Annotated in this window: 18 protein-coding genes and 1 pseudogene; 14 read left to right on the top strand and 5 right to left on the bottom strand. The window is 69.8% G+C overall.

Annotated features, from left to right (window positions below):
- Positions 1-68: 68 nt before the first annotated feature.
- The gene (locus tag OHA88_RS12155) at positions 69-1,667 is read right to left on the bottom strand and encodes an alpha/beta hydrolase (protein ID WP_328625512.1); all 1,599 of its coding nucleotides are present in this window, start codon (positions 1,665-1,667) and stop codon (positions 69-71) included.
- Positions 1,668-1,864: 197 nt separating this feature from the next.
- Between OHA88_RS12155 and OHA88_RS12150 the strand changes: the two genes are divergently transcribed.
- From OHA88_RS12150 to OHA88_RS12130, 5 genes are all read left to right on the top strand, one after another.
- Positions 1,865-3,289 (top strand): recombinase family protein, encoded by a 1,425-nt coding sequence (locus OHA88_RS12150; RefSeq protein ID WP_328625511.1) that lies wholly within the window; start codon positions 1,865-1,867, stop codon positions 3,287-3,289.
- Between the two features lie 62 nt (positions 3,290-3,351).
- On the top strand, positions 3,352-3,795 hold the full coding sequence (locus OHA88_RS12145) for an SRPBCC family protein (RefSeq protein WP_267000095.1): 444 nt from the start codon (positions 3,352-3,354) through the stop codon (positions 3,793-3,795).
- A 187-nt stretch (positions 3,796-3,982) separates the two neighbouring features.
- Positions 3,983-6,442, top strand: a complete 2,460-nt coding sequence (locus tag OHA88_RS12140) for an MFS transporter (protein ID WP_328625510.1) — start codon at positions 3,983-3,985, stop codon at positions 6,440-6,442.
- A 232-nt stretch (positions 6,443-6,674) separates the two neighbouring features.
- A complete protein-coding gene (locus OHA88_RS12135) occupies positions 6,675-9,122 on the top strand; it encodes an ATP-binding SpoIIE family protein phosphatase (RefSeq protein ID WP_328625509.1) in 2,448 nt (815 codons plus the stop codon).
- 107 nt (positions 9,123-9,229) lie between these two features.
- On the top strand, positions 9,230-9,949 hold the full coding sequence (locus OHA88_RS12130) for a methyltransferase domain-containing protein (protein WP_328625508.1): 720 nt from the start codon (positions 9,230-9,232) through the stop codon (positions 9,947-9,949).
- A gap of 8 nt (positions 9,950-9,957) precedes the next feature.
- On the opposite strand, the gene OHA88_RS12125 is transcribed toward OHA88_RS12130, so the two are convergent.
- Genes OHA88_RS12125 through OHA88_RS12115 form a run of 3 tightly spaced genes read right to left on the bottom strand, consistent with a single transcriptional unit; the run spans position 9,958 to position 13,769 of the window.
- Entirely contained in the window at positions 9,958-11,064 is a 1,107-nt protein-coding gene (locus OHA88_RS12125; protein WP_328625507.1) for an acyltransferase family protein, read from the bottom strand.
- On the bottom strand, positions 11,064-13,361 hold the full coding sequence (locus OHA88_RS12120; protein WP_328625506.1) for a bifunctional polysaccharide deacetylase/glycosyltransferase family 2 protein: 2,298 nt from the start codon (positions 13,359-13,361) through the stop codon (positions 11,064-11,066). Before OHA88_RS12120 ends, OHA88_RS12125 begins: the two co-directional genes overlap by 1 nt.
- 3 nt (positions 13,362-13,364) lie before the next feature.
- Positions 13,365-13,769 (bottom strand): hypothetical protein, encoded by a 405-nt coding sequence (locus OHA88_RS12115; RefSeq protein WP_328625505.1) that lies wholly within the window; start codon positions 13,767-13,769, stop codon positions 13,365-13,367.
- 308 nt (positions 13,770-14,077) lie between these two features.
- On the opposite strand from OHA88_RS12115, the gene OHA88_RS12110 reads away from it, so the two are divergent.
- A complete protein-coding gene (locus OHA88_RS12110; protein WP_328625504.1) occupies positions 14,078-15,121 on the top strand; it encodes a chitinase in 1,044 nt (347 codons plus the stop codon).
- Between the two features lie 6 nt (positions 15,122-15,127).
- Here OHA88_RS12110 and OHA88_RS12105 read toward each other — a convergent pair whose 3' ends face one another.
- Complete coding sequence (locus OHA88_RS12105) at positions 15,128-16,030, bottom strand: LysR family transcriptional regulator (protein ID WP_328625503.1); 903 nt, start codon at positions 16,028-16,030, stop codon at positions 15,128-15,130.
- A 119-nt stretch (positions 16,031-16,149) separates the two neighbouring features.
- On the opposite strand from OHA88_RS12105, the gene OHA88_RS12100 reads away from it, so the two are divergent.
- The 8 genes and pseudogenes from OHA88_RS12100 to OHA88_RS12065 all read left to right on the top strand — a co-directional run bounded on the left by OHA88_RS12100 (position 16,150) and on the right by OHA88_RS12065 (position 26,021).
- Positions 16,150-17,142 carry an aldo/keto reductase gene (locus tag OHA88_RS12100; RefSeq protein ID WP_328625502.1) on the top strand — a complete coding sequence of 331 codons (993 nt, stop codon included), beginning with the start codon at positions 16,150-16,152 and terminating at the stop codon, positions 17,140-17,142.
- A gap of 239 nt (positions 17,143-17,381) precedes the next feature.
- Complete coding sequence (locus OHA88_RS12095) at positions 17,382-18,380, top strand: alpha/beta fold hydrolase (RefSeq protein ID WP_267000059.1); 999 nt, start codon at positions 17,382-17,384, stop codon at positions 18,378-18,380.
- A gap of 213 nt (positions 18,381-18,593) precedes the next feature.
- Positions 18,594-19,427 (top strand): M55 family metallopeptidase, encoded by an 834-nt coding sequence (locus OHA88_RS12090; RefSeq protein WP_328625501.1) that lies wholly within the window; start codon positions 18,594-18,596, stop codon positions 19,425-19,427.
- The gene (locus tag OHA88_RS12085) at positions 19,420-20,763 is read left to right on the top strand and encodes a M20/M25/M40 family metallo-hydrolase (protein ID WP_328625500.1); all 1,344 of its coding nucleotides are present in this window, start codon (positions 19,420-19,422) and stop codon (positions 20,761-20,763) included. The genes OHA88_RS12090 and OHA88_RS12085 overlap by 8 nt, the downstream gene beginning before the upstream one ends.
- 21 nt (positions 20,764-20,784) lie before the next feature.
- Positions 20,785-22,773: a prolyl oligopeptidase family serine peptidase gene (locus tag OHA88_RS12080; RefSeq protein ID WP_328625499.1), complete on the top strand. Its 1,989-nt coding sequence runs from the start codon at positions 20,785-20,787 to the stop codon at positions 22,771-22,773.
- Positions 22,770-23,712 (top strand): annotated as a pseudogene (locus OHA88_RS12075) (S66 peptidase family protein). Before OHA88_RS12080 ends, OHA88_RS12075 begins: the two are co-directional and overlap by 4 nt.
- A gap of 127 nt (positions 23,713-23,839) precedes the next feature.
- The gene (locus OHA88_RS12070; RefSeq protein ID WP_328625498.1) at positions 23,840-25,654 is read left to right on the top strand and encodes a CocE/NonD family hydrolase; all 1,815 of its coding nucleotides are present in this window, start codon (positions 23,840-23,842) and stop codon (positions 25,652-25,654) included.
- Positions 25,655-25,781: 127 nt separating this feature from the next.
- Positions 25,782-26,021, top strand: a complete 240-nt coding sequence (locus tag OHA88_RS12065) for a LapA family protein (protein WP_267000047.1) — start codon at positions 25,782-25,784, stop codon at positions 26,019-26,021.
- Positions 26,022-26,046: the final 25 nt, after the last annotated feature.

Raw genomic sequence — 26,046 nt, 5'->3', positions numbered from 1 at the left:
CCATGGTGGCGTACGCCCCCGAGGGCGTGCGCTCGGGTCACGGCGGCCGGAGTCCGGCCCCTCTCCCGTCATCTGCGGAAGCCGAGCATCCCGTGCAGCGCGCCGCCTCCGTCCGCCGTCGGGCTCCGCAGCGTCTTCGCCGATGCCCCGGCGGCCGGCGGCTCCGGGTCGGGCGACTTCGGGCAGACCGCGTCCGCGTCGGCACTGCTGCCGTTGCCGCGCGGGACGGTGCCCTTGTCGAGGTAGTCCACCAAGTACCCGTCCAGGCACTTGTTGCCGCTCAGCGTGATGCCGTGGTTGCCGCCGCCCTGTTCGACGACCAGGCTGGAGCCGCGGAGTTTGCGATGCAGGGTGACCCCGCCCTCGTACGGCGTGGCCGCATCCTCCGTGGCCTGGAAGAGCAGCACCGGCGGGAGTGCGTCGTTGGAGACCCGTACCGGGTTGAGCGGCTCCACCGGCCAGGATGCGCACGGCGCGTTGTACCAGGTGTTGTTCCAGGTGTAGAAGGGTGCCTTGCTGTGCACCTTCCAGCTCTCGCTGCGCCAGGTGTTCCAGTCGCGTGTCCATTCGGCGTCGTGGCACTGCACGGCCGCGTAGACCGAGTAGCCGTTGTCGCCCTTGTCGTCGACGGCGCCGAGCGTCTTGTACGCGCGGACCAACGCGTCCTGGTCCTGGTGGTTCACGTACGAGGCGAACGTATCGGCCAGGTAGGGCCAGTACCCGTTGTTGTAGCCGCCCGGCAGGAACGTGTCCTGCAGCTCGCTCATGCCGACCGTGCCGCCCGCGGGTTCCTTCCTGACCGCTTCGCTCATCGCGTACCAGGCGGCCTCGACCTTCGCAGGGTCGCTGCCCAGTCCGTACGTCGAGTTGTGCTTCGCGATCCAGGCGGCGAACGCCTTCTGGCGGGCGTCGAACGCGTAGTCCTGGCCGATGTTGTCGTCGTACCAGACCCCGTCCGGGTCGACGTTCGAGTCGAGCACCAGACGCCGTACCCGCTGCGGGAACAGCTTGGCGTACACCGCGCCCAGATAGGTGCCGTACGAGTATCCGAAGTAGTTGATCTGTGGGGAGCCGAGGGCCTGCCGGATCACATCGAGATCCTTGGCGGTGCTCACCGTGTCCATGTACGGCAGCAGATCGGGGTACTTCGCGCCGCACGCGGCGGCGAAGGACGCGGCGCGGTCGCGGTTGGCCTGCTCGGTCCGGAGGTCCAGCGGCACCGGGTCGGGGCGCAGCGGCTCGAAGTATTTCGGTACACAGTTCAGTGCCGGGGAGCTCTTCCCGACCCCGCGCGGGTCGAACCCGATCACGTCGTACTGTGCGGCGGTCTCCTTCGGCAGCGAGGCCGCCACGTAGCCGGCCATCGTCAGCCCGCTGCCGCCGGGGCCGCCGGGGTTGACGAGCAGGGGGCCCTGCGACGTCTTCGCGGTGTGCGGGATCCGAGACAGGGCGAGGGTGATGCTCCTGCCCGACGGGTCGTCATGATTGAGCGGGGCGCGCACGGTTGAGCACTGCAGCGTCGGATACGACTTCGTGGCGCAGCCGGTCCATGTGAGCTGCGCGGCAGGCGGCGCGACTCCGTCGGCTGTCGCCGGGGAAGGAACGCCGGTCAGCAGACCGGCGACTGTCGCACCGATGGCGAACAGAATTCCTGAACGATTCGTCATATGGCCTCCCGTGGTGGAGGGAACGCGGCTGCGGGTGGTGCAGCCCCCGCCGCATGCTCCCCACATTCGGACACGGAAGGACATGTTCTGATGAGAGTTGACCCATTTGGTCAGATAGATGCGGGTTGTCTGGGGACGTCGAACGTGTTGCTTCGCAACTGTCAGGGTGAAGCTGCACTGTATCTATACTGCTTCCTGTGACTCTATTTCGTGCAGGCGGGCTGTACCTCCGGATCAGCAAGGACGAAGAGTCCGGAGAAGATGGCGTGACCAGGCAGCGCGAAGACACCGACGAGTTGGCCATGGCACGCGGCATTCCTGTCGCCGCCCATCATCGTTATGTCGACAACGATCTGAGCGCCTCCCACGGGAAACCTCGGGAGGCTTACGGGCGGTTGATGGAGGCGGTGAAACGGGGCGAGATTGACGTCATCCTGGTGACGTACCTGTCCCGGCTGTGGCGCAACCGGCGCGAGCGCGCCGAGGGAATGGAAATTCTGCGCAAGCACAACGTCAGCGTCCTGTGTGTCAAGGGACCTGAATTGAACCTGTCGACGGCGTCGGGTCGCATGCTCGCAGGTGTCCTCGGTGAAGTGGACACGTTCGAAGTCGAGCAGATGGCAGAGCGCCAGCAGCGCGAGACGCTGCAGCGCATTGAGCGCGGTGTGGCGCCCACGGGGCCCCGTTGCTTCGGATACACGCCGGACGGCAGCGAGCTGGTCCACTCCGAAGCGTGGGAAATACGTGGGATGTTCGAACAGCTGCTTGCCGGGGCGACCGTTTCCGGTATCGCAGCCGGGCTGAACGAACGCAAGGTAGGGAACCGCAACGGCAAGCCCTGGTCGCATAACGCGGTACGCGGACTGCTTCTGAACGAACGTGTGGCCGGTCTGCGCGAGTACCGTGGCGAGACGTATGCAGGGACGTGGCCGACGGTTGTCGATGAGGTGACCTGGCGGGAGGCAGTGGCCATCCTCACGGACGAAGCGCGCCGGACGTCACCAGGGCCCGCACGGCGCTGGCTGCTCTCCGGTATCGCTTTGTGTGGCGTGTGTGCCGATGGCACGACGATGACCAGTGCTCAGCGCGGCTCGAAGAACGGCCCCGGCGAGAACCGCATCTACCGGTGCCGGAGGGTGAAGCACGTTGCGCGACTGGCGGAGCCGATCGACCAGCTGATTGCCGGCACGGAGCCGGGCGAGCCGCTGGGGGTCGTGCTGCAACTCCTCATGCGGCCGGATGCTGCGGCGCTGCTGGTGGACAGCGACAGGCCGGACGCTGAAGACCTCAAGCGCACTGCCGCGACGCTGAGGGCGCGTCTGGACGGTCTGGCGGACGCGTTCGCGGATGATGACGAGGCGGACCCGCAGGACTTCAAACGGGCGGCACGGCGCATCCGGGGGCGTCTGGCGGAGACCGAGGCCAAGATGGCGCACCCGCAGCGGGCGTCCATCCTGGCCGACCTCGTGACAGCTGACGATGTTGTGACGGAGTGGCAGGGGCTGGTCCTGGACCGCAAACGGGCTGTGGTGGACACGCTCATCACCATCACCATCCATCCGGCGGGACCGGGCCGCCGGGCCTTCGACCCGCGGTCGGTCAAGATCGAGGCCCGATTTTGAGCGGAGTGCCCGAAGTGATTGGCTCAGCACACCCCGAACAACCGAGTGGTGGAGGAGCAGCCATGGCGCAGGTCGAGGCCACGACAGAGCGGATCATCGCGGCGGACGCGGAAACGGTGTTCGACGCGCTGGCCGACTACAAGGAGGTCCGGGGCAAGGTGCTGCCCGGTCAATTCAGTGAGTACGAGGTGCGCGAGGGCGGTGACGGCGAGGGCACGCTCGTCCACTGGAAGCTTCAGGCCACCAGCAAACGGATCCGCGACTGTCTGCTGGAGGTCAGTGAGCCGACGGAAGGTCAGCTCGTCGAGAAGGACCGCAACTCGTCGATGGTCACCACCTGGACCGTCACTCCGTCCGGCGAGGGCAAGTCCAAGGCTGTCGTGTCGACCGTCTGGAACGGTGCGGGCGGCATCGGCGGATTCTTCGAGAAGACCTTTGCGCCCAAGGGACTTGGGCGCATCTACGACGAGCTGCTGCAGAACCTCGCCACCGAGGTCGAGAAGTAGCACCGGGCATCCCTGACCGGCCTCACCGGTTCGGGTGGTTTTCCCGGCCCGCCAGTTGCGCGCCGTAGTGGCTCCCACCGGGGCATAAGCCCCCCGAGTGCGCCGTCAGCGCCCCCCGTCGCGTTTGCCTCTCTATGTCGCGCAATGCGAGAAATGGGCGGCGCAGATGCGACGAGGGGAGCGGCACGTGGTGGGCGGTATCACTCTGGTGAAGGACGAGCCGGACGGTGCGGGCGGCGCCGGGGAGCAGACGGCCGCCCCTCCCGGCGCGACGACCGAGCCCCCGTCCACATCGCCCTCAACTGCTTCCACCGCCACGGATCCCGCCGCCCAGGAGATCAGCCCCCGAGGGATCCGGCTGGTCTTCCTCGGGCTGATGCTCACCCTGCTGCTCGCGGCGCTCGACCAGATGATCGTCGCCACCGCGCTGCCCAAGATCGTCGGTGAGCTGCACGGCCTGGAGAAGATGTCCTGGGCGGTCACCGCCTATCTGCTCGCCTCCACCATCGGACTGCCGATCTACGGCAAGCTCGGCGATCTCTTCGGCCGCAAGAGCGTCTTCCAGTTCGCGATCGTCGTCTTCGTCGTCGGCTCCGCGCTGGCCGGCTGGTCCCGCACCATGGACGAACTGATCGCCTTCCGTGCCATCCAGGGCGTCGGCGGCGGCGGACTCATGATCGGGGTCCAGGCGATCATCGCGGACGTCGTACCGCCTCGCGAGCGCGGCCGCTTCATGGGGCTGATCGGTGCCGCGTTCGGTCTCGCGTCCGTCGCGGGTCCGCTGCTCGGCGGCTTCTTCACCGACCACGCCTCCTGGCGCTGGTGCTTCTACATCAACGTTCCGTTCGGCCTGGTCACCCTCGCCGTCATCACCGTCGTACTGAAGCTCCCCAAGCCCACGGTCCGGCCCCGCCTCGATGTGCTCGGCGCCCTGCTGCTGGCCGCCGCCTCCACCTGCGTGGTGCTGCTGACCAGCTGGGGCGGCACGGAGTACGCCTGGGGCTCGCGCACCATCCTCGGGCTGGCCGCCGGAGCTGCCGGAACGACCCTGCTCTTCCTCGTGGTCGAGCGCCGTGCCCCCGAACCCGTCATCCCGCTGCGGCTGTTCCGCGACTCGATCTTCAATGTCACCGCGCTCGTCGGCGCGGTCGTCGGCGTCGCCCTGTTCGGCGCCGCCAGCTATCTGCCGACCTTCCTGCAGATGGTCGACGGCGCCACCGCCACCGAATCGGGGCTGCTGATGCTCCCGATGATGGGCGGCATCGTCGGGGCGTCCGTCGTCTCCGGCCAGCTGATCTCCCGTACCGGCCGCTACCGCGTGTACCCGATCCTCGGCAGTGCGATCTCGGTGCTCGGCATGTGGCTGCTCTCGCGTCTCGAAACCGACACTCCGCGCCTCGAGTACAGCATTGCGCAGGCCGTGCTCGGCATCGGGATCGGCCTGATCATGCCGGTGCTCGTGCTGGCCGTGCAGAACTCCGTACCGCCCGCCGACCTCGGCGCCGCCACCAGCGCGAACAACTACTTCCGGCAGATCGGCGGCAGCGTCGGCGCCGCCGTGTTCGGGACGCTCTTCGCGGGCCGTCTCGCCGACGCTCTCGCCGTCCGCCTCCCGTCCGGAGCCGACCTCCCCGACCCCGAGTCGATCACCCCGCAGCTGGTCCATGCCATGGAGCCCGCGCTCCGCGACAGCTACATCCAGGCGTACGCCGACGCGATGCCCCGGATCTTCCTCTACCTCGTGCCGGTGCTCGCGCTCGGCCTCTTCATCGCCTTCTTCCTCAAGGAGAAACCGCTGGTGTCCCACCACAGCCCCGATTCAGCTGCCGAGTCCGCCTCGATCCCCGGCGCACGTACCACCGCCGCCCCGCCGCCGCCCGTCCACCTCTCGGGCGTGCCGGTGTGCGGCAGCGTCCAGCACGCCGACGGTTCGAAGGTCCCGCGCGCCGCCCTCACCCTCATCGACGTCCAGGGGCAGCAGGTCGGAAGGGGCGCGAGCGGTGACGACGGGCGGTACGCGCTGAGCGTGCCGGGCTCCGGCAGTTACGTCCTGATCGCGGCGGCCGGCGGGCACCAGCCGCAGGCCGTCAGCGTCACCGTCGGCGAACGGCCCGTCGAGCTCGATGTGGTGCTCGGCGGCGCGGGCAGGCTCGCCGGGACCGTCGTCACGGCCGACGGGATCCCGGTGCGGGACGCCGCCGTCACCCTCACTGATGTGCGCGGCGAGGTCGTCGCGTCCACCCGCAGCGGTCGCGAGGGCGGCTATGTGATCTCGGAGTTGGTGGCCGGCGAGTACACCCTCGCCGCCAGCGCCCCCGCCTTCCGGCCCGCTGCGCTGCCGGTCAGCGTGCAGGCCGCAAGAGAGACCCGGCAGGACATCGAACTGGCCGGTGGCGCTGTGCTGCGCGGCATCGTACGGGCGAGCGGCGGACGGCCGGTCGAGGACGCCCGGGTCACGCTCCTCGACGCGGCGGGCAATGTCGTCGACACCCTGACCACCGGGCCCGACGGGGCGTTCCGCTTCGTGGACCTGTCGACCGGCGAGTACACGGTGATCGCGGCCGGGTATCCGCCGGTGGCGACCGTCCTCCAGGTCGCGGGCGGCGGACGCACCGAACGCGACCTCCAGCTCGGGCACGAGGACTGACGGAGAGGGCCAGGGCCGCGGCCCTGGGCCAGGGTCTGGTGGCAGGACCCGGTTCCGGTTCCGGTTCCGGTTGTCCGAGCGCCTCCCGCCTGCCCGGTTGTGCGCGGCGGGGCACGCGGGGCGCACCACCCCTGGGGTCGATTCCGCCGATGACCGGCGAGGGCCGGACCCGGAGCCGTACCGTGGAGTCACATGCCGCAGAGCCTTGCGGTAGGGAAGGAGCCTTCCACCCATGGACCTCGGTGTGCCGCCGCAGAGGGCACCACAGTCGCGCGACGCCACTGCCGGACGGGTGCCGCTCGCCGTGGTCGTCGTCGACGCGGCCGGACTCGTGTCGCACTGGTCCACCGGGGCCAGACGGCTCTTCGGCGTCGCCAGGGAGGAAGCCATCGGCTGCCCGGCCGGTGAACTCCTGCCGGTCTCCGGGGCGTTGCGACAGGACGGGGAGCCCGGGCCGGACGGTACGTACGCCGGGTTCGGCCACGGACTCGACAGTTCGCTCAGCGGGAGCGTCGCCTATCCGGCGGCGGGACGGGCCCGGGTCGACGAGCCTCGACGCGGCCGGATCGACGTTCTGTGGTGGGCCTACCCGCTGGTCGGCCCCGGCCCCGAGCGGCTCCTCGTACTTGCCGCGGACGCCGGGCAGTTGCGCGACGCCGATGCGAACGGCAGCCGGGACAGCGAGACGATCGCCCCCGGCTTCGCACTCCACACCGACTTCCCCGGCTATCAGGACCTGGCCGGCCGGCTCCCCGAGATCCTGCCCAACATGAGCGTCCACCAGGCGACCCGGATCGTCTCGCAGGTCCTCGAACTGGGCTATCCGATCCTGGAGTTCAGCCACCGCGACCGGGTCCCGGTCACTCCCGACTGGGGTGTGCCGCGCCGGACGCCGCGCCGTCCGGCCGGGGATCCGGAGGCCACCGCCGACGGTTCGCACGCACATCGCGCCGTGCCGCGCCCCGAACTCGACCTCGAATACGGCGCGGTCCGCGAACGGCTGGAGTTCCTCAACGAGGTCAGCGGCCGCATCGGCACCTCCCTCGATCTCGAACGCACCATCCGCGAGGTCACCAGAGCCGCCGTCCCCCGCTTCACCGACTTCGCGGGTACGCATCTGCGCGCCGCGGTCCTCGCCGGTGAGGGCTTCCCGGACGGGCCGCCCGACGTCACCACCGTCTGGCACCGGGTGTGGGTCGAGCACAACGACGAACCAGGCCGCTGGGACGACACCGTCCCGGTCGGCGAGTCCATCGCCTTCCCCGAGCACACACCGTTCTTCCAGTGCATGGTCACCGGTGAGCCGGTCCTCATCCCGTACGTCAGCGAGGAGATGAGCAACCGGATCTCGGGCGAGTTCGAGAAGCGCGACCTGCGTCCCCTGATCACCCACCGGTCGCTGCTCATCGTGCCGCTCAAGGCCCGTGACGTGGTGCTCGGCTTCATGGTCCTGATGCGCCGTCCCGGCCGTGAGCCCTTCGACGACATGGACCGCACCACGGGCGCCGAACTCGCCGCCCGTGCCGGGCTCGTACTCGACAACGCCCGCATGTACACGTACCAGGAGAATGTCGCCGACACCCTCCAGGACAGCATGCTGCCCCAGGTGGAACCGCGTATGGCGGGCTGCGACATCGCCACCCGCTACCTGCCCGGCGCCCGGCTCGGCCGGATCGGCGGCGACTGGTTCGACTCGGTGAAACTGCCCGGCTCCCGGACCGCACTCGTCGTCGGCGACGTCATGGGGCACGGACTCAACTCGGCCGCGATGATGGGTCAGTTGCGCACCGCCGTACTGACGATGGCCACCATGGAGATGCCGCCCGCCCAGTTGCTGCGCAACCTCGACGACCTGGCGCAGCGCCTCGGTGAACAGTATCTGGCGACCTGCCTCTACGCCGTCTACGACCCGATCCACTCCGAGCTCCAGATCGCCAACGCCGGGCACATCCCGCCCGTACTGGTCCGCGCCGAGGACGGCCGGGCGGAGCTTCTCGACCTGCCGACCGGTGCGCCCATCGGCGTCGGCGGTGTCGCCTTCGAGACCGCGACCGTGCAGGTGCGGCCCGGCGACCGGCTGGTTCTGTGCACCGACGGCCTGGTCGAGGTGCGTGGCCAGGACATCGGCGCGGGACTCGCCGCACTCTGCGCCTCCGCCGCGCACCCCGCCGCCTCGATGGACGACGCCTGCGACACGATCATCCGCGCCCTGAACCCGAAGGGCGGCCGCAAGGACGACGTGGCACTGCTGATGGCCCGGCTGAACGGCATCCCGGACGGCGACGTCGCCGAGTGGCAACTCGCCCTGGACCCACGCGAAGTGGCCCGCGCCCGGCGGCTGGTCCGCGGCAAGCTCCTCGACTGGGAACTGCCGGAGGCGGTGGAGTCGGCCGAACTGATGGTCAGTGAACTCGTCACCAACGCCGTGAAGCACGGGCGCACCCACCACATCGGGCTGCGCCTCGTCCGGACCGGCGCCCTGCTCTGCGAGGTCAGCGACGACGAACCGGCCCCGGCCGCGCTCCTCAACGCCTCCGCCCACGACGAGTTCGGCCGCGGACTGCTGGTGGTGAGCGGCCTCGCCCGCGAGTGGGGGACGAGCACCACGGCACGGGGCAAGACCGTCTGGTTCGAACAGGCACTCACCCGCTTCCCGCGCCCCCGGTCGAACACCAGGTGAAAGACGCCGCCACGGACGACGGATGATGCGCACACCCTTGCCCCGGGACGCTCCGGGCGGTAGTCCGTTGCTGAGCAGCGGTGGATACAACGGAGTCGGGAGTGCGTATGGACGTGTCGCAGGGCTACCGCGAGTCGTGGGAAGGCTTCTGGTCGGCCACCTCCGACGCCCCCGGCGAGGCGATCTGGGACTCGGACCCGTCCCTCACCTCTGTACCCGACAGCGAGCTGCTGCTTCCGTACGCCGACGCCTCGCTGCCCGTCGTCGACCTCGGCTGCGGCAACGGCACCCAGACCCGCTACCTCGCCACCTGCTTCGCCCGCGCCATCGGCGTGGACCTCTCGCACGCGGCCATCGAGCACGCACGCCGCGCGGACACCGCGGGCGTCGCGGAGTTCGCCCAGCTCAACCTCGTCGACGGTGACGCGGTGCGGGCTCTGCACGAGCGGATCGGCGACACCAACGTCTATATGCGGGCGGTGATCCATCAGAGCGAGCCGCCGGCCCGGGCGGCGGTCGCCGCGGCCGTCGCGACGCTGATCGGGGAGCGTGGCCGGGCCTTCGTCGCCGAGCTGACCCCCGCCTCCAGGACCGTGCTCCAGCAGGCCGCCCAGGCGCCGGGCGGACCGCCCCGGAAACTGCGGCGGGTCTTCGAGCACGGGCTCAAGCCGGCCGGCGCCACCGAGGAGGAAATTCCGGATCTGCTGCGGGCGGCCGGGATGACGACACTGGCCACCGGGGACACCTCACTCGCCCAGACCGAGTACCTGCCCGACGGCACCCGCATCGACCTGCCCGCCCGCTGGTTCGTCCTCGCCGGCGGCTGACACGGGGATCACGGCAGCAGTCGTGGCCCCCGTTTCGCTGCGATGTCCTCGACCCAGCCGAACAGGGCCACGGCCGCCGCGATCAGCACCCAGGCGACCGTGAACTGGAACCACATGCTGTCCAGCGGCAGATCCCGTTCGAACGCGGGAACGTTCCACATCAGATCGATCAGCGGGACGCTCGCCATCAGTGCGACCTCGTGCCACAGATAGATCGTCACGGCACGGGCATTGAAGACCTTCACGATCCGGTCGGCCACGCGATGCCGGGCGAGCCCGGCGAAGTCGGGCCGGAAGCGGAGCAGCAGGAGCACGAATCCCGCGGACCACAGCGCCTGGGCGAGCGGGATGTCGTCGAGATCGTAGGAACCGTCGATCCGGTGGTGGAAGGCCCACCAGGCGCCCGCCGCCAGCAGGACCGGCGCCACGGTGACGACGAGTGCGGGGCGCATCCGGTCGAGTACACCGTCGCGGTGGGCGAAGCCGAGCAGCCAGCAGAACAGGAACACCGACAGGTCGCTGAGGGTACTGCCGAGGCGACCGTCCGGCACACTGCCCACGGTCTCCAGGGCCAGGACAGGCACGAGGGAAAGCGCGAGCACGGGCAGCGGGGCCAGGCGAAAGGCGCGCAGCAGCACCGGGGACAGCAGCACGAACCACAGATACGTGCGCAGGTACCAGAGCACCGCCCACGCCTGCTCGCCCCACGCATTGCCGGGGGGATCACCGACCGGCAGCACCCAGTACAGGACATCGGGTCCCGGCAGCCAGCCGTGCAGCAGCATCGCCGTACCGATGACCAGCGCGAACACCCAGAGGGGGATCAGTAGTCTGCGCAGCCGGCCGCGGATGACGCGCAGCGTGGGCCGCTCCAGCGAACGAGCCATGAGCGATCCGGCGAGTGCGAACATCACGCCCATGGACGGGAAGACCAGCCCCAGCCAGGGCCACTCGAACGTGTGGTACGTGATGACGCGGACCAGTGCGAAGGCCCGCAGCGCGTCGAAGTAGCGGTCGCGGCCGCCTTTCGGGGCAGCCGGGACCACAGGCTCGGCGGCGGCCTCTTCCGCATGGACCGCGGTCTGCGGTCCGCCCTTGCGGTGTGCGCCTCCCATCAGCGCACCCCCGTGCCGGGGGCCGGTGTACCGACCTCGCCGGTGCGCTTCAGCTTCTGCCAGCGCAGCCGGCCGCCGGTCGCGGCGGTGACGCACGAGTGGATCAGCACCAGATACATCAGCTGACGGTACGCGATCTGCTGCAACGGCAGCATGAGCAGATACCGGTACCGCTCGCGGTCGAGACGGAACGCGTAGCCGGCGCAGACCAGTTGGACGAGCAGCACCGCCAGCCAGGCGAGCAGCGACGCCTTGAAGTCCACAAAGATCATCGCGTAGACCGTGAACACGTCGATGAGCGGTGCGAAGACCGGCGTGACGATCTGGAAGAGGACCACCAGCGGCATCCCGACCCGGCCGAAGCGACCGGACGGCCCCCGGTCGGTGACCGATTTCCGGTGCTTCCACAGCGCCTGCATGGTGCCGTAGCTCCAGCGGTAGCGCTGCCGCCACAGCTGCCCCAGCGAGGCGGGCGCCTCGGTCCAGGCGCGCGCATGCTCAGCGTAGACGACGCGCCATCCGGCGCGGTGCAGCGCGATCGTGATGTCGGTGTCCTCGGCGAGAGTGTCCTCGCTCATCCCGCCGACCTCCAGCACCGCATCGCGGCGAAACGCCCCGATCGCGCCCGGGATGGTGGGCATGCAGCGCAGCAGGTCGTACATCCGGCGGTCGAGGTTGAAGCCCATCACGTACTCGATGTGCTGCCAGGCGCCGATCATGGTGGTGCGGTTGCCGACCTTGGCATTGCCGGCGACCGCACCGACCTCCGGGTCGCCGAACGGCTGCACGAGTCGCTGAACGGTGTCGGGTTCGAAGACGGTGTCGCCGTCCATCATCACCACGATGTCGTAATGCGCGTGCCGCACACCGTTGTTGAGCGCGGCGGGCTTGCCCGCGTTCGGCTGGCGGATCACCCGCACGTTCGGCAGCCCCAGGGACTCGGCGATCTCGGCGGTGCCGTCGGTCGAGCCGTCGTCGACGACCACGATCTCGATGGGATGGGTGCTGGCGGCCAGGGAGTTGAGGGTGTTGGCGATGCACTCCTTCTCGTTGTACGCGGGCACGATCACGCTGACCGGTTCGGTGACCGAGGGCCCCCAGGTGAACCTGCGTCTGTTGCGTTGCCGGTAGTGGCGTCGTGCGAGGACGAGCATCATCGCGAACCTGCCCAACACGGCTACGCCCACGACCGCCAAGACCGCGGCCAGACCGGGCACGGTCCACTCCGCGACGGCGACCGCACCGAGGAGGGCGCGGCCCTCCCAGAGCGTAGCGGTGTCGGCCGTGCGGTGCGCGGCCTGCTCCGGGTTGCTCTGCAGGGTGTTGCCCGCGGTGCCGGGAGTGCCCTGCGGCGCCTGCGTCTGCTGTCCCTGTGCCTGCTGCCCTTGTGCCTGCTGTCCCTGTCCCTGCTGTCCCTGTGCTCGTTGCTGGGCGCCGCTGACCGTGGTGAAGGTATAGCCCTTCGACTTCATCTTCTTGATGTACTGGGGCAGCGCTTCGAGGGTCTGGGCGCGGTTGCCGCCCGCGTCGTGGAAGAGCACCGAGGCGCCCTTTCCGCTCTTCGGTGTGGCCCACTTGATGATCTTGGAGACGCCCGGCTGCTGCCAGTCCTCGCTGTCCGTGTCGATGAAGACACTGGTGTACCCCATCGCGCCGAGCTTCTTGTAGACGGGCCAGCTGTAGTTGTCGATCGCGTCGTTCGTCGACGAGTACGGGGCGCGGAAGAGGGTCGTCGTGATGCCCGCGGCTCCCGCCAGCGCGAGCTGTGTCTGTGCGATCTCCCGAGTGACGCGGGCCGCGCTCTGGTACGAGAGATCGACATGGGTGAAGGTGTGGACGCCCACCTCGTTGCCGTCGTCGACCATCCGGCGCACCACATCCGGGTAGCGCGAGACCATCGAGCCGACCAGGAAGAACGTGCCGGGCACATCGTTGTCGTCCAGGATGTCGAGCACCTTCTGGGTCCACTCGGGGTCCGGGCCGTCGTCGAAGGTGAGCACGATCGTCTTGTCGGGTACGGACCGGGTCCGCGCCGTGCCGCCCTGGAAGCTGAGGAACGGCCCGCCGTCGAGGACGCTGTCGGGCACCTTGCTCGCGCTCGCGTCGGAGCGGACACGCTGGTCGTTTCCGACCTCGGCCCGCAGATAGCCGTCGAGCAGCATCACGGAGACGAGGCCGAGCAGGAGCAGCAGGGCGATGATCACCCGCGGCTTGGGAACCGCCTGGCGGCGGACGCGTTCGATCCGGCTCGGCGTGGCATGCCGTCGCTGGGGTCGTACCTGATTCCGGTTCATCATGGATCAGCCGGTCCCCGTGGTCGCGGACACCGACACGGACACGGATGCCGAGGGCGACGGGCCCGCCCCGTCGGCGGGAGGACCGCTCGGGGGTGCGCCGGTGACTCCCGGTGGGGTGATCCCGTTGGGGCCGCCCTGGGCGGAGGGCGCGCCGTCGAAGGGAAGCAGCTCCGAGGGCGACATGGAGATGCCGCCCATGAAGGCGAGGCCCAGCACGGCCGCGTAACCGACACAGGCGATGCCCAGGGCGATACCCGCACGGCGGAGCAACCGGGCCCGGCGCCCGGAGGTGTCCACGAAGACGGGACCTTCCTGCGCTGCGGTGCCGGCCAGGGGCCTGCGCAGGCCGGCGTGTTTGCGCCGGCCGTGTCCGGTCGGATTTTTCTCGATGGCGGTGTCGGAATGCATTTGCGCATGCTGACGAACTGCGATGTGCGAAGTCTGAGCCGTTTCTGGCCGAACGCTGTGAGAAAGCGGGAAGTCTGTGGATGAACTGAGAACGCGACCGCGAGCCGGGCTCCGTGCGGGATATATGATGCATCATCATATCCCTTTTGCCAGAGGGCGAATGAATAATCCCGGGGTGGATCTTCGGTGGGCCCGAGGGGAAAACATCCGGGTTCGGACACATGGCGATGTGTGAGAGGTTTTCGGTGTTCCCCGTTCTTCATTGTTGCTGTTTCGGGACAATTCTCACGAGAGCAGGTGCAAACTTTATGCGCATTTCACCGAAGGGCTCTCCGAAGGGCGCGGCGGGGCGTGCGAGGCGGGCGACCGCCGTCGTGGCCGGACTCGTCGCACTCGGGCTCGCCTGCTCGGCGTGTACGACGGGCGCGGCGGCGAACCAGGGCGGCGACTCCCGCCCGGGCGGCCCCACGGCCTCCGCCGCCACGACCGCCTACACCCCGTACGTCAGCGCGACGACCGCGGCCGATACCGACTCCGTCGGTTCCCCGGACACGTACAACCTCGCCTTTGTCGTCGCCGACGACGACACCTGCACCCCGCTCTGGGGCGGCACCGCCGAGCCCACCAGCCATGCGGTGGCCTCACGCGTCGCCGCACTCACCGCCACCGGTGCGGACATCCGGGTCTCGTTCGGCGGGGCCGCGGGGACCGAGCTGGCACTCGCCTGCGACAGTGCCGAGGAACTGGCCGACGCCTACGCCCAGGTGCTCGACGCCGTGGGCGCCACCAAGGCCGACTTCGACATCGAAGGTGACGCGCTGACCGACCGGGCGTCGCTTACCCTCCGCGACAAGGCGCTCCGCCTGCTCCAGAAGAAGCGGCACCTCGACGTCACGTACACCCTGCCCGTGATGCCGGACGGCCTGGAGACCACCGGCACGGACCTCCTGAGCGACGCCGCCGAGCAGAAGGTCGACCTCTCCGCGGTGAACATCATGGCCATGAACTACAGCACGTCCCACGACGGCGACATGAGCGACTATGCGCAGCAGGCCGCCGAAGCCACCCACGATCAGCTCACCGACGTACTCGGTCTGTCGGACTCCGAGGCCTGGCAGGCCCTGCACATCACGGTGATGCTCGGTGTCAACGACATGGCCGGAGAGACGTTCACCCTCGCCGACGCCGCCTCTCTGCGCGCCTTCGCCCGGCGGACCGGCGTCGGTGCGCTCTCCATGTGGGCCACCTTCCGCGACCGGGAATGCACCGACGAGGACACCACGAAGGCGAGCGACACGTGCAGCGGGGTCGAGCAGAAGGCGGGAGCCTTCGCGACGGCGCTGGGCGGGTGACCGCGGTCAGCGCGTGGCGCCGTCGCGCACGTCGCTGCGCACCAAGGTCATCAGCGAGCGGGCGCCGGGGCTCGTCGCCCCGGCGGCCGGAAGCACCACGACGCTCTCGTAGAAAGGCTGGTCGGCCCCGTCCAGCTCCACCGCGACCAGCCCCAGGGCCTCGGGCTTGCGCGAGAAGTGGTGCGGCACCACGGCGATCCCCAGCCCCTCGTGCACCAGCTCCAGCAGGCTGTGCACGTCGTTCACCTCAAGGCCCACCGTGCGGCGCACCCGCGCCGTCGCGAACGCCTCGTCGGCTGCGCGGCGCGGCCCCCAGTCCGGATGGAAGTCGATGAACGACTCACCGGGAAGCTCGTCGAACGGGACGCGGGGCGCCTGCGCGAACCGGTGACCGGGGGCGCACAGGACGACCATGCGCTCCCGCGCCAGCGGGATCAGCTTGCCACGCCACTCCCCGGCACTCACCGCCGCGGCGAACGCGACGTCGAGCCGGCCACCCGCCACCCCGTCCAGCAGACTCGACGTGCCCTCCTGGCGGAGCCGGATCTCCATCTGCGGGTGTTTGCGGTGAAAGGCCGCGAGCAGCCGCGGGACCCGCACACCGGCCACACACTGCTCGACCCCCACCGTCAGCGTGCCGCGCAGCAGTCCCCGCACCGCATCGACGGCGTCCTTCGCCGCCCGTGCGCCCGCCAGCGTGCGCTCCGCCTCCACGAGCAGCGCGCGGCCCGCCTCGGTCAGCCGCACGGTGCGGGTGGTCCGGCTGAACAGCGGGGTCTTCAACTCCTGTTCCAGGGAGCGGATGGAGGCCGACAGCCCGGACTGCGACACGGCGACCCGTTCGGCGGCACGGGTGAAGTGCTGCTCCTCGGCGACGGCGATGAAATGTTCCAGCTGGCGCAACTCCATGATTGAGAAACATAGACGATAAATCCAACCTGAATCTTCTGTTGGACTGCTGGATCGATGTCGGGGAGCCTGGAGACCGGCGCATTCCCGCACCCCTTCCTCTCTCCGTGGAGCCCCGCATGTACCTCCCGTCGCCCGACCGCTACCAGGCCATGCCGTACCGGCGCACCGGACGCAGCGGTCTGCTGCTCCCCGCGCTCTCGCTCGGCCTCTGGCACAACTTCGGACGCGACCGGACCGCGGACACCCAGGGGCAGATCCTCCGCCGGGCGTTCGACCTCGGCATCACACACTTCGATCTCGCCAACAACTACGGCCCGCCGCCCGGCGCCGCCGAGAGCGCGATGGGACGCGCCCTGAGGACGGACTTCGCCCGGCTCCGGGACGAGATCGTCATCTCCACCAAGGCGGGCTACCTGATGTGGGACGGGCCGTACGGGGAGTGGGGATCGCGCAAGTCCGTGCTCTCGTCGCTCGACCGGAGCCTCACCCGGCTCGGCCTCGACTACGTCGACATCTTCTACTCCCACCGGCCCGACCCGGACACCCCGCTCGAAGAGACCATGGGGGCGCTGGACTCCGCGGTACGGCAGGGCAAGGCGCTCTACGTCGGCCTCTCCAACTACTCGCCGGAGCAGACCCGGGAGGCGGCCAGGATCCTCAAGGACCTCGGCACCCCGCTGCTGATCCACCAGCCGCGCTACTCGATGCTGGACCGCTGGGTCGAGGACGGCCTGCTCACGACGCTGGACGAGCTGGGCGTCGGCTCCATCGCCTACTCGCCGCTGGAACAGGGCATCCTCTCCGACCGCTATCTGCAGGGGATCCCGGCGGGCTCGCGCGCGGCGGGCGACAGCCCCTTCCTGACGCCCGAGTCGGTCACCCCGGAGCTGATCAGCCGGCTGCGCGCACTGGACAAGGTCGCCTCCGAGCGCGGGCAGTCCCTGGCGCAGATGGCGCTGGCCTGGGTGCTGCGGGGCGGACGGGTCACGTCGGCCGTGGTCGGGGCGAGCAGTGTCGCCCAGTTGGAGAACAGCGTCGACGCGGTGCGTCACCTGGAGTTCAGCGACGAGGAACTGGCCCGGATCGAGGTACTTCTGAAGACCTCCTGAGGGGGGCGCTGTCCTTCGGAGGAGAGCGCGGACCGGGCAGCCCGCCCGGTCCGTCCGGGAACGGAGCCGTACCCCGGGCCGGCAAAAGGTGACCCGATCCGCCGGTCGCCATGCGGTCAGGAGCTGTCTTCACCCGGACGGTCGGCCGATGTCACTCCGCTGCTTCCCGGGCCGCGCCGTACCTGCCGACTCCGGAAACGCTGGGTGCGTCGTCCCCCTCCTCCCGAAGAGAGAACCGCATGACTGTGTCACCCGTTCTCGCACCGCGGCACCGGCGAATACGTCCGACACGTTCCCGTCGTGGGCGTGCGATCGCCGCGGCGCTGACCACGACGGTCCTCGCCGGAGCCGCCGGATCGGCAGCGGCCGACACGGGTACCACAGTCGTGACCAGGCCGACCGTGGTGCTGGTGCACGGTGCGTTCGCCGACGCCTCCAGTTGGAACGGCGTGGCCGAACGGCTGCAGCGGGACGGGTACAGCGTCGTCGCCCCGGCCAATCCGCTCCGGGGACTGGCGGGGGACTCCGCGTACATAGCCAGCTTCCTCAAGAGCATCCAGGGACCGATCGTGCTGGTCGGGCACTCCTACGGTGGCGCGGTGATCAGCACCGCCGCCGCCGGGAACTCCCAGGTGAAGTCTCTGGTGTTCGTGAACGCGTTCATGCCGGACAAGGGCGAGGCCCTCGGCGCACTGGGCGACAGGTTCCCGGGCAGTGAACTCGCCGCGGCCCTCAGGCCCGTACCGTTCCGCAACGCCGACGGCACCAACGGTACCGACCTCTACCTGCAGGCCGCCAAGTTCCACCAGGCCTTCGCCGCGGACCTCCCCGCGGCCGTGGCGGCCGTGATGGCTGCCACCCAACGCCCCATCGTCGCCTCCGCGTTCATGGACAAGGCTGCCGAAGCCGCGTGGAAGACCATCCCGTCCTGGGCCCTGGTCTCCACCAGGGACAAGGCCATCTCCCCGGCCCTCGAGCGCTTCGAGGCGCAGCGCGCCCACGCGCGGACGGTCGAGGTCGACGCCTCCCACGTCGCCCTGGTGTCGCACCCGGACGCCGTCGCCGATCTCATCCGCCAGGCAGCCACCGGCGGCGGGCCATCCGCACAGCCGGCCCTGGCCGGCACGGGCCTGAGCACCCTGGTCCTGGCAGGCCTCGGGGTGCTCGCGGGCGGGACCGTACTGACGGGCTGCGGCCTCATCGGGGCAGCCCGCAAGCGACGCGAACCCGGGCGCTGACCCGCACCGCCGAGCCCCGTCGCCGGTGCAGTCACCGACCTCGTACTGCGGGCGCCGAACTCACCGCACGCCCGGCTCCGAGATCCCAACGATCTTGCACTGGACTGGACCTCTGGAGCTGAAAACACCTCTGGCCTGGGACTCCACCGCCGCGTACGGTGTTGCGGCAGGAAGATCGCAACGACTTCTGACCTGTGAGAGGACCGGTACATCGTGAAGATCCTCATCAGCGCGGACATGGAAGGTGCCACGGGGGTGACCTGGCCGGCCGATGTGCTGCCCGGCACCCCGCAGTGGGAGCGCTGCCGCTCGATGTTCACCTCCGATGTGAACGCGGCGGCTCTCGGCTTCTACGACGGGGGAGCCGATGAGGTGCTCGTCAACGAGGCGCACTGGTCCATGCGCAACCTCCTGCTGGAGCGGCTCGACGACCGGGTCCAGATGCTCACCGGCAAGCACAAGTCCCTCAGCATGGTGGAGGGCATCCAGTACGGGGACGTCGACGCGATCGCCTTCGTCGGCTACCACACGGGAGCCGGTACGGAGGGCGTGCTCGCGCACACCTACCTCGCCAACTCCATCACCGGCGTCTGGCTGAACGGCGTCCGCGCCAGCGAGGGGCTGCTCAACGCCCATGTCGCCGCCGAGTACGGCGTGCCCGTCGTCCTCGTCACCGGCGACAACCTGACCTGCGTGGACGCGGACGGATATGCCCCCGAGGCCTGCAAGGTCGCCGTGAAGGACTATGTGTCGCGGTATGCGGCGGTGTGCCGCACCCCGGCCCGTACCGCCGCCGACATCCGTGCGGCCGCGAAGGAGGCGACCGCGCTCGCCGGGCGCCGTGATCCGGTGCGGGGCGGCTCGTTCACCGTGGAGCTGGAGTTCGACGCCGAGCATCTGGCAGCGGCTGCGACCGTCGTCCCCGGCGTGGCGCCGAGCGGTGAGCGGCGCGTCGCCTACACCAGTACGACGATGTACGAAGGTATTCGCACGTTCAAGGCGGTGACGACGATCGTGTCGTCCGCTGTGGAGGAGCAGTATGGCTGAGGTGACCACGCCCCAGGAATCCGTCGACGATCTGGCGCTCGACGAATCGGTGACGTTTACCTCCGAACTGATCCGGATCGACACGACGAACCGGGGCGACGGCGACTGCAGGGAGCGCCCCGCCGCCGAGTACGTGGCCGAACGGCTGGCCGCCGCGGGACTGGTGCCCACGCTGCTGGAACGCACCCCGGGCCGCACCAACGTGGTCGCCAGGATCGAGGGCACCGACCCGTCCGCCGACGCGCTCCTGGTGCACGGGCATCTCGACGTCGTGCCCGCCGAGGCCGACGACTGGACCGTGCACCCCTTCTCCGGGGAGGTCCGTGACGGGGTCGTCTGGGGCCGTGGCGCGATCGACATGAAGAACATGGACGCGATGGTCCTCGCGGTCGTCCGTGCCTGGGCCCGGGCCGGCATCCGGCCCCGCCGGGACATCGTGATCGCGTACACCGCGGATGAGGAGGCCAGCGCCGCCGACGGCTCCGGCTTCCTCGCCGACCAGCACCCCGAACTCTTCGAAGGGTGTACGGAGGGCATCAGCGAGTCCGGTGCCTTCACCTTCCACGCCGGACCGAGGATGCCGCTCTACCCGATCGCCGCGGGCGAACGCGGCACCGGATGGCTGAAGCTCACCGCACACGGCAAGGCGGGCCACGGCTCCAAGGTCAACAAGGCGAACGCGGTCAGCACACTCGCCGCCGCCGTCGCCCGGATCGGCGCGCACGAATGGCCGGTGCGGCTCACCCCGACCGTACGCGCGGCGCTCACCGAGATCGCCGCTCTGCACGGGATCCAGGTGGATGTCGACGCTCCCGGATTCGACGTGGACGAACTCCTCGGCAAGCTCGGACCGGCCGCAGCACTGGTCGAACCCACCGTCAGGAACAGCGCCAACCCGACGATGCTGGAGGCCGGCTACAAGGTCAACGTGATCCCGGGCCACGCCGTCGCCTACATCGACGGCCGCATGGTGCCGGGCGGCGAGGACGAGTTCCACGCCACCCTGGACCGGCTGACCGGACCCGATGTCGACTGGGAGTTCCACCACCGCGAGATCGCCCTGCAGGCCCCGGTCGACTCGCCGACCTACGCGAAGATGCGCGCCGCCGTCGAACGCTTCGACCCGGACGGTCATGTCGTGCCGTACTGCATGTCGGGCGGCACGGACGCCAAGCAGTTCTCCCGCCTCGGCATCACCGGCTACGGCTTCTCGCCGCTGAAGCTCCCGGTGGGCTTCGACTACCAGGCGCTCTTCCACGGCGTCGACGAACGCGTGCCCGTCGAGGCGCTGCACTTCGGCGTCCGCGTACTCGACCACTATCTGCGCACGGCCTGACCCGCACGGGGGGATTTGATCATGGTGTCCACAGGGGCCTACGGAACATGGCCGTCACCGATCGACGCACGGCTGGCCGCGTCGCACGACGGCCGCCCGGAATACGTCGGCGTGGTCGGCGACGAAGTGTGGTGGACGGAGCCGCGCCCCGCCGAGGCGGGGCGCCGCGCCCTGGTCCGCCGCCGGGCGGACGGGACCACCGAGTCCGTGCTGCCTGTTCCGTGGAACGTCCGCAGCCGCGTCATCGAGTACGGCGGACGGCCCTGGGCCGGCGCCGGGCGCACCGACGGCGGACCGCTCGTCGTCTTCGTGAACTTCGCCGACCAGCGGCTGTACGCGTACGCGCCGGACGGGCCCGGAGAACCGTGGCCGCTCACCCCGCTGTCGGACGTCGGCGGCGGACTGCGCTGGGTCGACCCGCAACTGCACCTCGACCGGGGCGAGCAGGGCGAAGTGTGGTGTGTCCTGGAGGAGTTCACCGGCGAGGCGCCCACCGAGGTGCGACGGGTGATCGCCGCCGTGCCGCTGGACGGATCGGCGGCCGACAACCGTGGCGCGGTGCGCGAACTCTCCGACGACCGGCACCGCTTCGTCACCGGACCGAAGGTCTCGCCCGACGGGCGGCGGGCGGCGTGGATCGCCTGGGATCATCCGCGGATGCCATGGGACGGCACCGAGGTGATGCTCGCCGACATCGCCGACGACGGCACGTTCCACAGCGCCTGGAGCTTCGGCGGCGGACCCGAGGAGTCGGTGCCACAGATCGAATGGACCACCGACGGACAGCTCCTCTTCGCGAGCGACCGCAGCGGCTGGTGGAACCTCTACCGCGCCGATCCGTACCGGGGCACGGTGGCGCTCTGCACACAGGAGCAGGAGTTCGCCGGACCGCTCTGGAAGATCGGGCTCGGCTGGTTCCGGCCACTGGAGAACGGACTGATCGCCACCATCCACGGCAAGGGCACCACCACCCTCGGCATCCTCGATCCGGAGACCGGCGAACTCGCCGACATCGCGGGGCCCTGGACCGAATGGGCCGAGACGCTCGCCGTGCACGGCAGCCGGGTCATCGGTGTCGCCGCGAGCCCGCGGAGCGCGTACGAGATCGTGGAGCTGGACACCACGACCGGCCGCAGCCGGATCATCGGCGCCCGGCACCGGGACGAAGTCGATCCCGCGTACTACCCCGAACCTCACCAGCGCACCTTCACCGGGCCCGACGGCCGCGACATCCACACCCACATCTACCCGCCGTGCAACCCCGAACGGATCGGTCCGGAAGGCGAGTTGCCGCCCTACGTGGTGTGGGCGCACGGCGGTCCCACCGGGCACGCCGCGCTCGTCCTCGACCTGGAGATCGCCTACTTCACCTCGCGCGGCATCGGCGTCGTCGAGGTCAACTACGGCGGCTCCACCGGCTACGGCAGGACGTACCGCAACCGGCTGCGCCAAGAGTGGGGCGTCGTCGACGTGGAGGACTGCGCCGCCGTCGCCCAGGCGCTGGCAGCCGAGGGCGCGGCCGACCCGAACCGGCTCGCCATCCGCGGCGGCAGCGCCGGTGGCTGGACCACCGCCGCCTCGCTGACCAGCACCGATGTCTACGCCTGCGGCACCGTCAGCTACCCCATCCTCGACCTGACCGGCTGGGGCACCGACGAGACCCATGACTTCGAGTCGCAGTACCTGGAGTCCCTGGTCGGCCCGCTCGCCGAGGTCCCGGACCGCTACCGCGAACGGTCGCCGATCAACCGGACGGACCGGCTGACCACCCCGTTCCTGCTGCTCCAGGGGCTCGACGACGTGATCTGCCCGCCGGCCCAGTGCGAGCGGTTCCTGGCTGCGATCGAAGGCCGCGGCATCCCGCACGCGTATCTCGCGTTCGAGGGAGAGAGCCATGGATTCCGGCGCGCCGACACCATGATCGCCGCGCTGGAGGCCGAACTCTCCCTGTATGCACAGACCTTCGGGATCGACCGCCCCGACGTACCGCAACTGGAGCTGAAGAAGTGACTCTGACTCCTCTGACACGTGCCGCCCGCCTGCGGCCCGGTGCCAGGGTCGCCGTCGTGTCGCCCAGCGGACCGGTGCCCGTCGGCCGCCTCGAAGCAGGACTCGATGTGCTGCGCGGCTGGGGCCTGGAGCCCGTCGAGATGCCTCATGTCCGCGCCTTGCACCCGGAGTTGGGTTATCTCGCGGGTACGGACGAGGAGCGTGCCCGGGACCTCCAGGAGGCCTGGTGCGATCCGTCGGTCGAGGCGGTGCTGTGCGCCCGCGGCGGGTACGGGGCACACCGCATGGTCGACCTGGTCGACTGGGCGGCGATGCGCGCGGCCGGGCCCAAGGTGTTCGTCGGCTACAGCGACATCACGGTGCTGCACGAGGCGTTCGCCGCGCATGGGGCTCTCGACGCTGCACGGCCCGATGGCCGCCACGGAGGCCTTTCTCAAGGATCCGGACACCCAGGAATCGCTGCGGGCCACCCTGTTCGAGCCGGAGTCGGTACGGACCCTCGGCCTTCGTACGGCCGGGGTGCTGGTGCCCGGCCGGGCCCGCGGCATCACATACGGCGGCTGTGTGAGCCTGCTCGCCGCCGACATCGGCACCCCGCACGCCCGGACGTCCGCCCGGGGCGGGCTGCTGATGATCGAGGACACGACGGAGGATCCGTACCGCCTCGACCGCATCTTCACCCAACTCCTGAGGGCCGGGGCGCTGTCCGGGATATCCGGGGTCGCCTGCGGCTCCTGGAAGGGCTGCGAACCGTACGAGGAGGTGCGTGCGGTCCTCGCCGACCGGCTCGGCGGGCTCGGCGTGCCCGTCGTCGAGGAGCTGGGCTTCGGGCACGGCCCGACGGCGCTGACGGTCCCACTCGGTGTGCCCGCGGTGCTGGACGCGCCGGACGACGGCGGTCCGGGCACGCTCACGGTCGAGGTGCCCGCGCTGGTCTGAACGTACTGCGGATGCGAAGAAGTTGAACATCCTTCAGGAAACGCTGTCGCGAGCGTTGACACCGTTATGACACGTATCACAGCATGAGCGCGCCCCAGTACCTACTGGTCGGTAAGCTGCCCTCGCTGTGGAGGTCTTCGTGGCACGCGCTGTTCGCAGATCCCGGTCCCGTAAGTTCTTCGCCTACGTAGCCGGGGTGGCGCTCGCCGCACCTCTGGCCCTCACCGGCGCGGCACACGCAGCCACCACGGCCACCGCCTCCGAATACACCGTCACCGCACTGAAGTTCACGGTCACGGCAGGCGGTCGCTCCTGCGCCGTCGACGCCGACCTCTACCGCCCCGCCGGGGCCGACGCCGCTCACCCCGCCCCCGCCGTCCTCGCCACGAACGGCTTCGGCGGCAGCAAGTCGGACGGCTCGACCGACGCCATCGGCAGGGCCTTCGCCTCCCGCGGCTATGTCGGACTCGTCTACTCCGGCCTCGGCTTCGGCAAGTCCGGCTGTCTGATCACACTCGACGACCCGCTGATCGACGGCAGGGCCGCCACCGGACTCATCGACTTCCTCGCCGGGACCCGCGCCGCCGACGACGGGACGAAGGCCGACTTCGTCTCCAAGGACGGCAAGGGCGACCCGCGCGTCGGCATGATCGGCGGCTCGTACGGCGGCGCCATCCAGCTGGCCACGGCAGCCGTCGACCGCCGCGTCGACGCCCTGGTTCCGCTGATCACCTGGAACGACCTGTCGTACGCGCTCGATCCAAACAACACGGCCACGAGCAAGGGCGTCTCCTCGGACACCCCAGGTGTCTTCAAGTGGCAGTGGACCAACGGCTTCTACCTGATGGGGGAGGGGCAGACGATTCTCGCCCCCAGCCTCGACCCGTCCCGGTTCGGCAACCTCACCTGTCCGCACTTCGCCCCGCAGGCCTGCGACACGATCCGGCTGCTCAACTCCGGCCGCTACCCGGCCGACAGGACCGGCGCGATGCTCGACTACGCGCGCAGCGTCTCCCCGGTCTCCTACCTCGGCAAGGTCAAGGCGCCCACCCTGCTGGTCCAGGGCCAGACCGACAGCCTGTTCAACCTGAACGAGGCCACCGCCACGTACCGGACGCTCAAGTCGCAGGGCACCACGACAAAAATGATCTGGCAGTCCTGGGGTCACAGCGGCGGTCAGGTGCCCGGTGAACTCGACCTGAATGAAGGCAACCTGGAGACCAGTTACGTCGGACAGCGCGTCCTGGCCTGGTTCGACCGTTACCTCCAGCACAGGAAGAACACCGACACCGGCCCCGAGTTCGCCTACTACCGTGACTGGCAGAGCGGCTACGGCACCGCGGCCGCCGTGCCCGCGCTGTCGCAGAAGGTCTACCTCTCCGGTGACGGCAAGCTTGTCGACAACCGTTCCGAGGTCACCCGCGGCAGCCGCCGGTACGCCAACTGGCCGGTGCCGACCAGCCACTCGGAGAACTCGCTCGCCGGCATCATCGGACTGCCCGACCCCGAGCCGTACGACACCCACGGCACCTACCTCGGCTGGACCAGCGCCCCGCTGACCTCCGCCGTCGATGTCGTCGGCGCGCCGAGGGCCATCCTGAAGGTCGTCTCGCCGAAGACGGAGCGCGTACAGAACAGCGGTGACGCCGCCGACAAGCTGGTCCTGTTCGCCAAGGTGTACGACGTGGCGCCGGACGGCTCCAGGACGCTGGTGAACCGCCTCGTGTCCCCGGTGCGGGTACCGGACGTCACCCGGCAGTTCACCGTGCAGCTGCCGGGCATCGTGCACCGGTACCGGGCGGGGCACCGGCTCGAGTTCGTGATCGCGGCCAGCGACGGCGCGTACTTCGGCAACCGCGGCATCAAGCCGGTCAGGGTCGTCAGCGCCCCGGACGACACGGGGGTGCTGGAGCTGCCCCTGGTCGGCGGCCGGGTGAACTGAGACCTGGCAGGCCGACGCGGGCCGGTCCGTCACCCGTACGGCCGCTCACCACCGCCCCCGGGCGCCGGATGGAGACATCCTGGTACCGGGGGCGATGACGTATCAGGACCAGAGAAGGGGCCGGACCATGAGCCCGAAGGACGTGTCGAGCGGCGGCAAGGGTGCCGTGGGAGCGTTCTCGCCCTCCCGCATCGTTGTTCTCGTCATCGCGATCCTGTCGCTCGTCTTCATCGTCGAGAACACCGGTGAAGTCACGATCCGTCTGCTGATCCCCCTGGTGACGATGCCGCTCGCGGCGGTGCTGCTGGCGATGTTCGTCGCCGGGTTGGTGTGCGGCGGCTATCTCTTCCGCCGCCGCGCGAAGTGAGGCCGGCGGCGGTTGCCTACGCTGT

Source organism: Streptomyces sp. NBC_00353, from assembly GCF_036108815.1.
Taxonomy (GTDB): domain Bacteria; phylum Actinomycetota; class Actinomycetes; order Streptomycetales; family Streptomycetaceae; genus Streptomyces.
The sequence above is the reverse complement of the archived record's forward strand: the minus strand, read 5'-3'. Positions and strand labels throughout refer to the sequence as shown.

Excerpts from the sequence above, each read along its gene's own strand:
- OHA88_RS12155 (WP_328625512.1), bottom strand. The coding sequence starts at position 1,667 with ATGACGAATCGTTCAGGAATTCTGTTCGCCATCGGTGCGACAGTCGCC.
- OHA88_RS12145 (WP_267000095.1), top strand. The coding sequence starts at position 3,352 with ATGGCGCAGGTCGAGGCCACGACAGAGCGGATCATCGCGGCGGACGCG.
- OHA88_RS12135 (WP_328625509.1), top strand. The coding sequence starts at position 6,675 with ATGGACCTCGGTGTGCCGCCGCAGAGGGCACCACAGTCGCGCGACGCC.
- OHA88_RS12130 (WP_328625508.1), top strand. The coding sequence starts at position 9,230 with ATGGACGTGTCGCAGGGCTACCGCGAGTCGTGGGAAGGCTTCTGGTCG.
- OHA88_RS12125 (WP_328625507.1), bottom strand. The coding sequence starts at position 11,064 with ATGGGAGGCGCACACCGCAAGGGCGGACCGCAGACCGCGGTCCATGCG.
- OHA88_RS12120 (WP_328625506.1), bottom strand. The coding sequence starts at position 13,361 with ATGATGAACCGGAATCAGGTACGACCCCAGCGACGGCATGCCACGCCG.
- OHA88_RS12115 (WP_328625505.1), bottom strand. The coding sequence starts at position 13,769 with ATGCATTCCGACACCGCCATCGAGAAAAATCCGACCGGACACGGCCGG.
- OHA88_RS12110 (WP_328625504.1), top strand. The coding sequence starts at position 14,078 with ATGCGCATTTCACCGAAGGGCTCTCCGAAGGGCGCGGCGGGGCGTGCG.
- OHA88_RS12105 (WP_328625503.1), bottom strand. The coding sequence starts at position 16,030 with ATGGAGTTGCGCCAGCTGGAACATTTCATCGCCGTCGCCGAGGAGCAG.
- OHA88_RS12100 (WP_328625502.1), top strand. The coding sequence starts at position 16,150 with ATGTACCTCCCGTCGCCCGACCGCTACCAGGCCATGCCGTACCGGCGC.
- OHA88_RS12095 (WP_267000059.1), top strand. The coding sequence starts at position 17,382 with ATGACTGTGTCACCCGTTCTCGCACCGCGGCACCGGCGAATACGTCCG.
- OHA88_RS12085 (WP_328625500.1), top strand. The coding sequence starts at position 19,420 with ATGGCTGAGGTGACCACGCCCCAGGAATCCGTCGACGATCTGGCGCTC.
- OHA88_RS12080 (WP_328625499.1), top strand. The coding sequence starts at position 20,785 with ATGGTGTCCACAGGGGCCTACGGAACATGGCCGTCACCGATCGACGCA.
- OHA88_RS12065 (WP_267000047.1), top strand. The coding sequence starts at position 25,782 with ATGAGCCCGAAGGACGTGTCGAGCGGCGGCAAGGGTGCCGTGGGAGCG.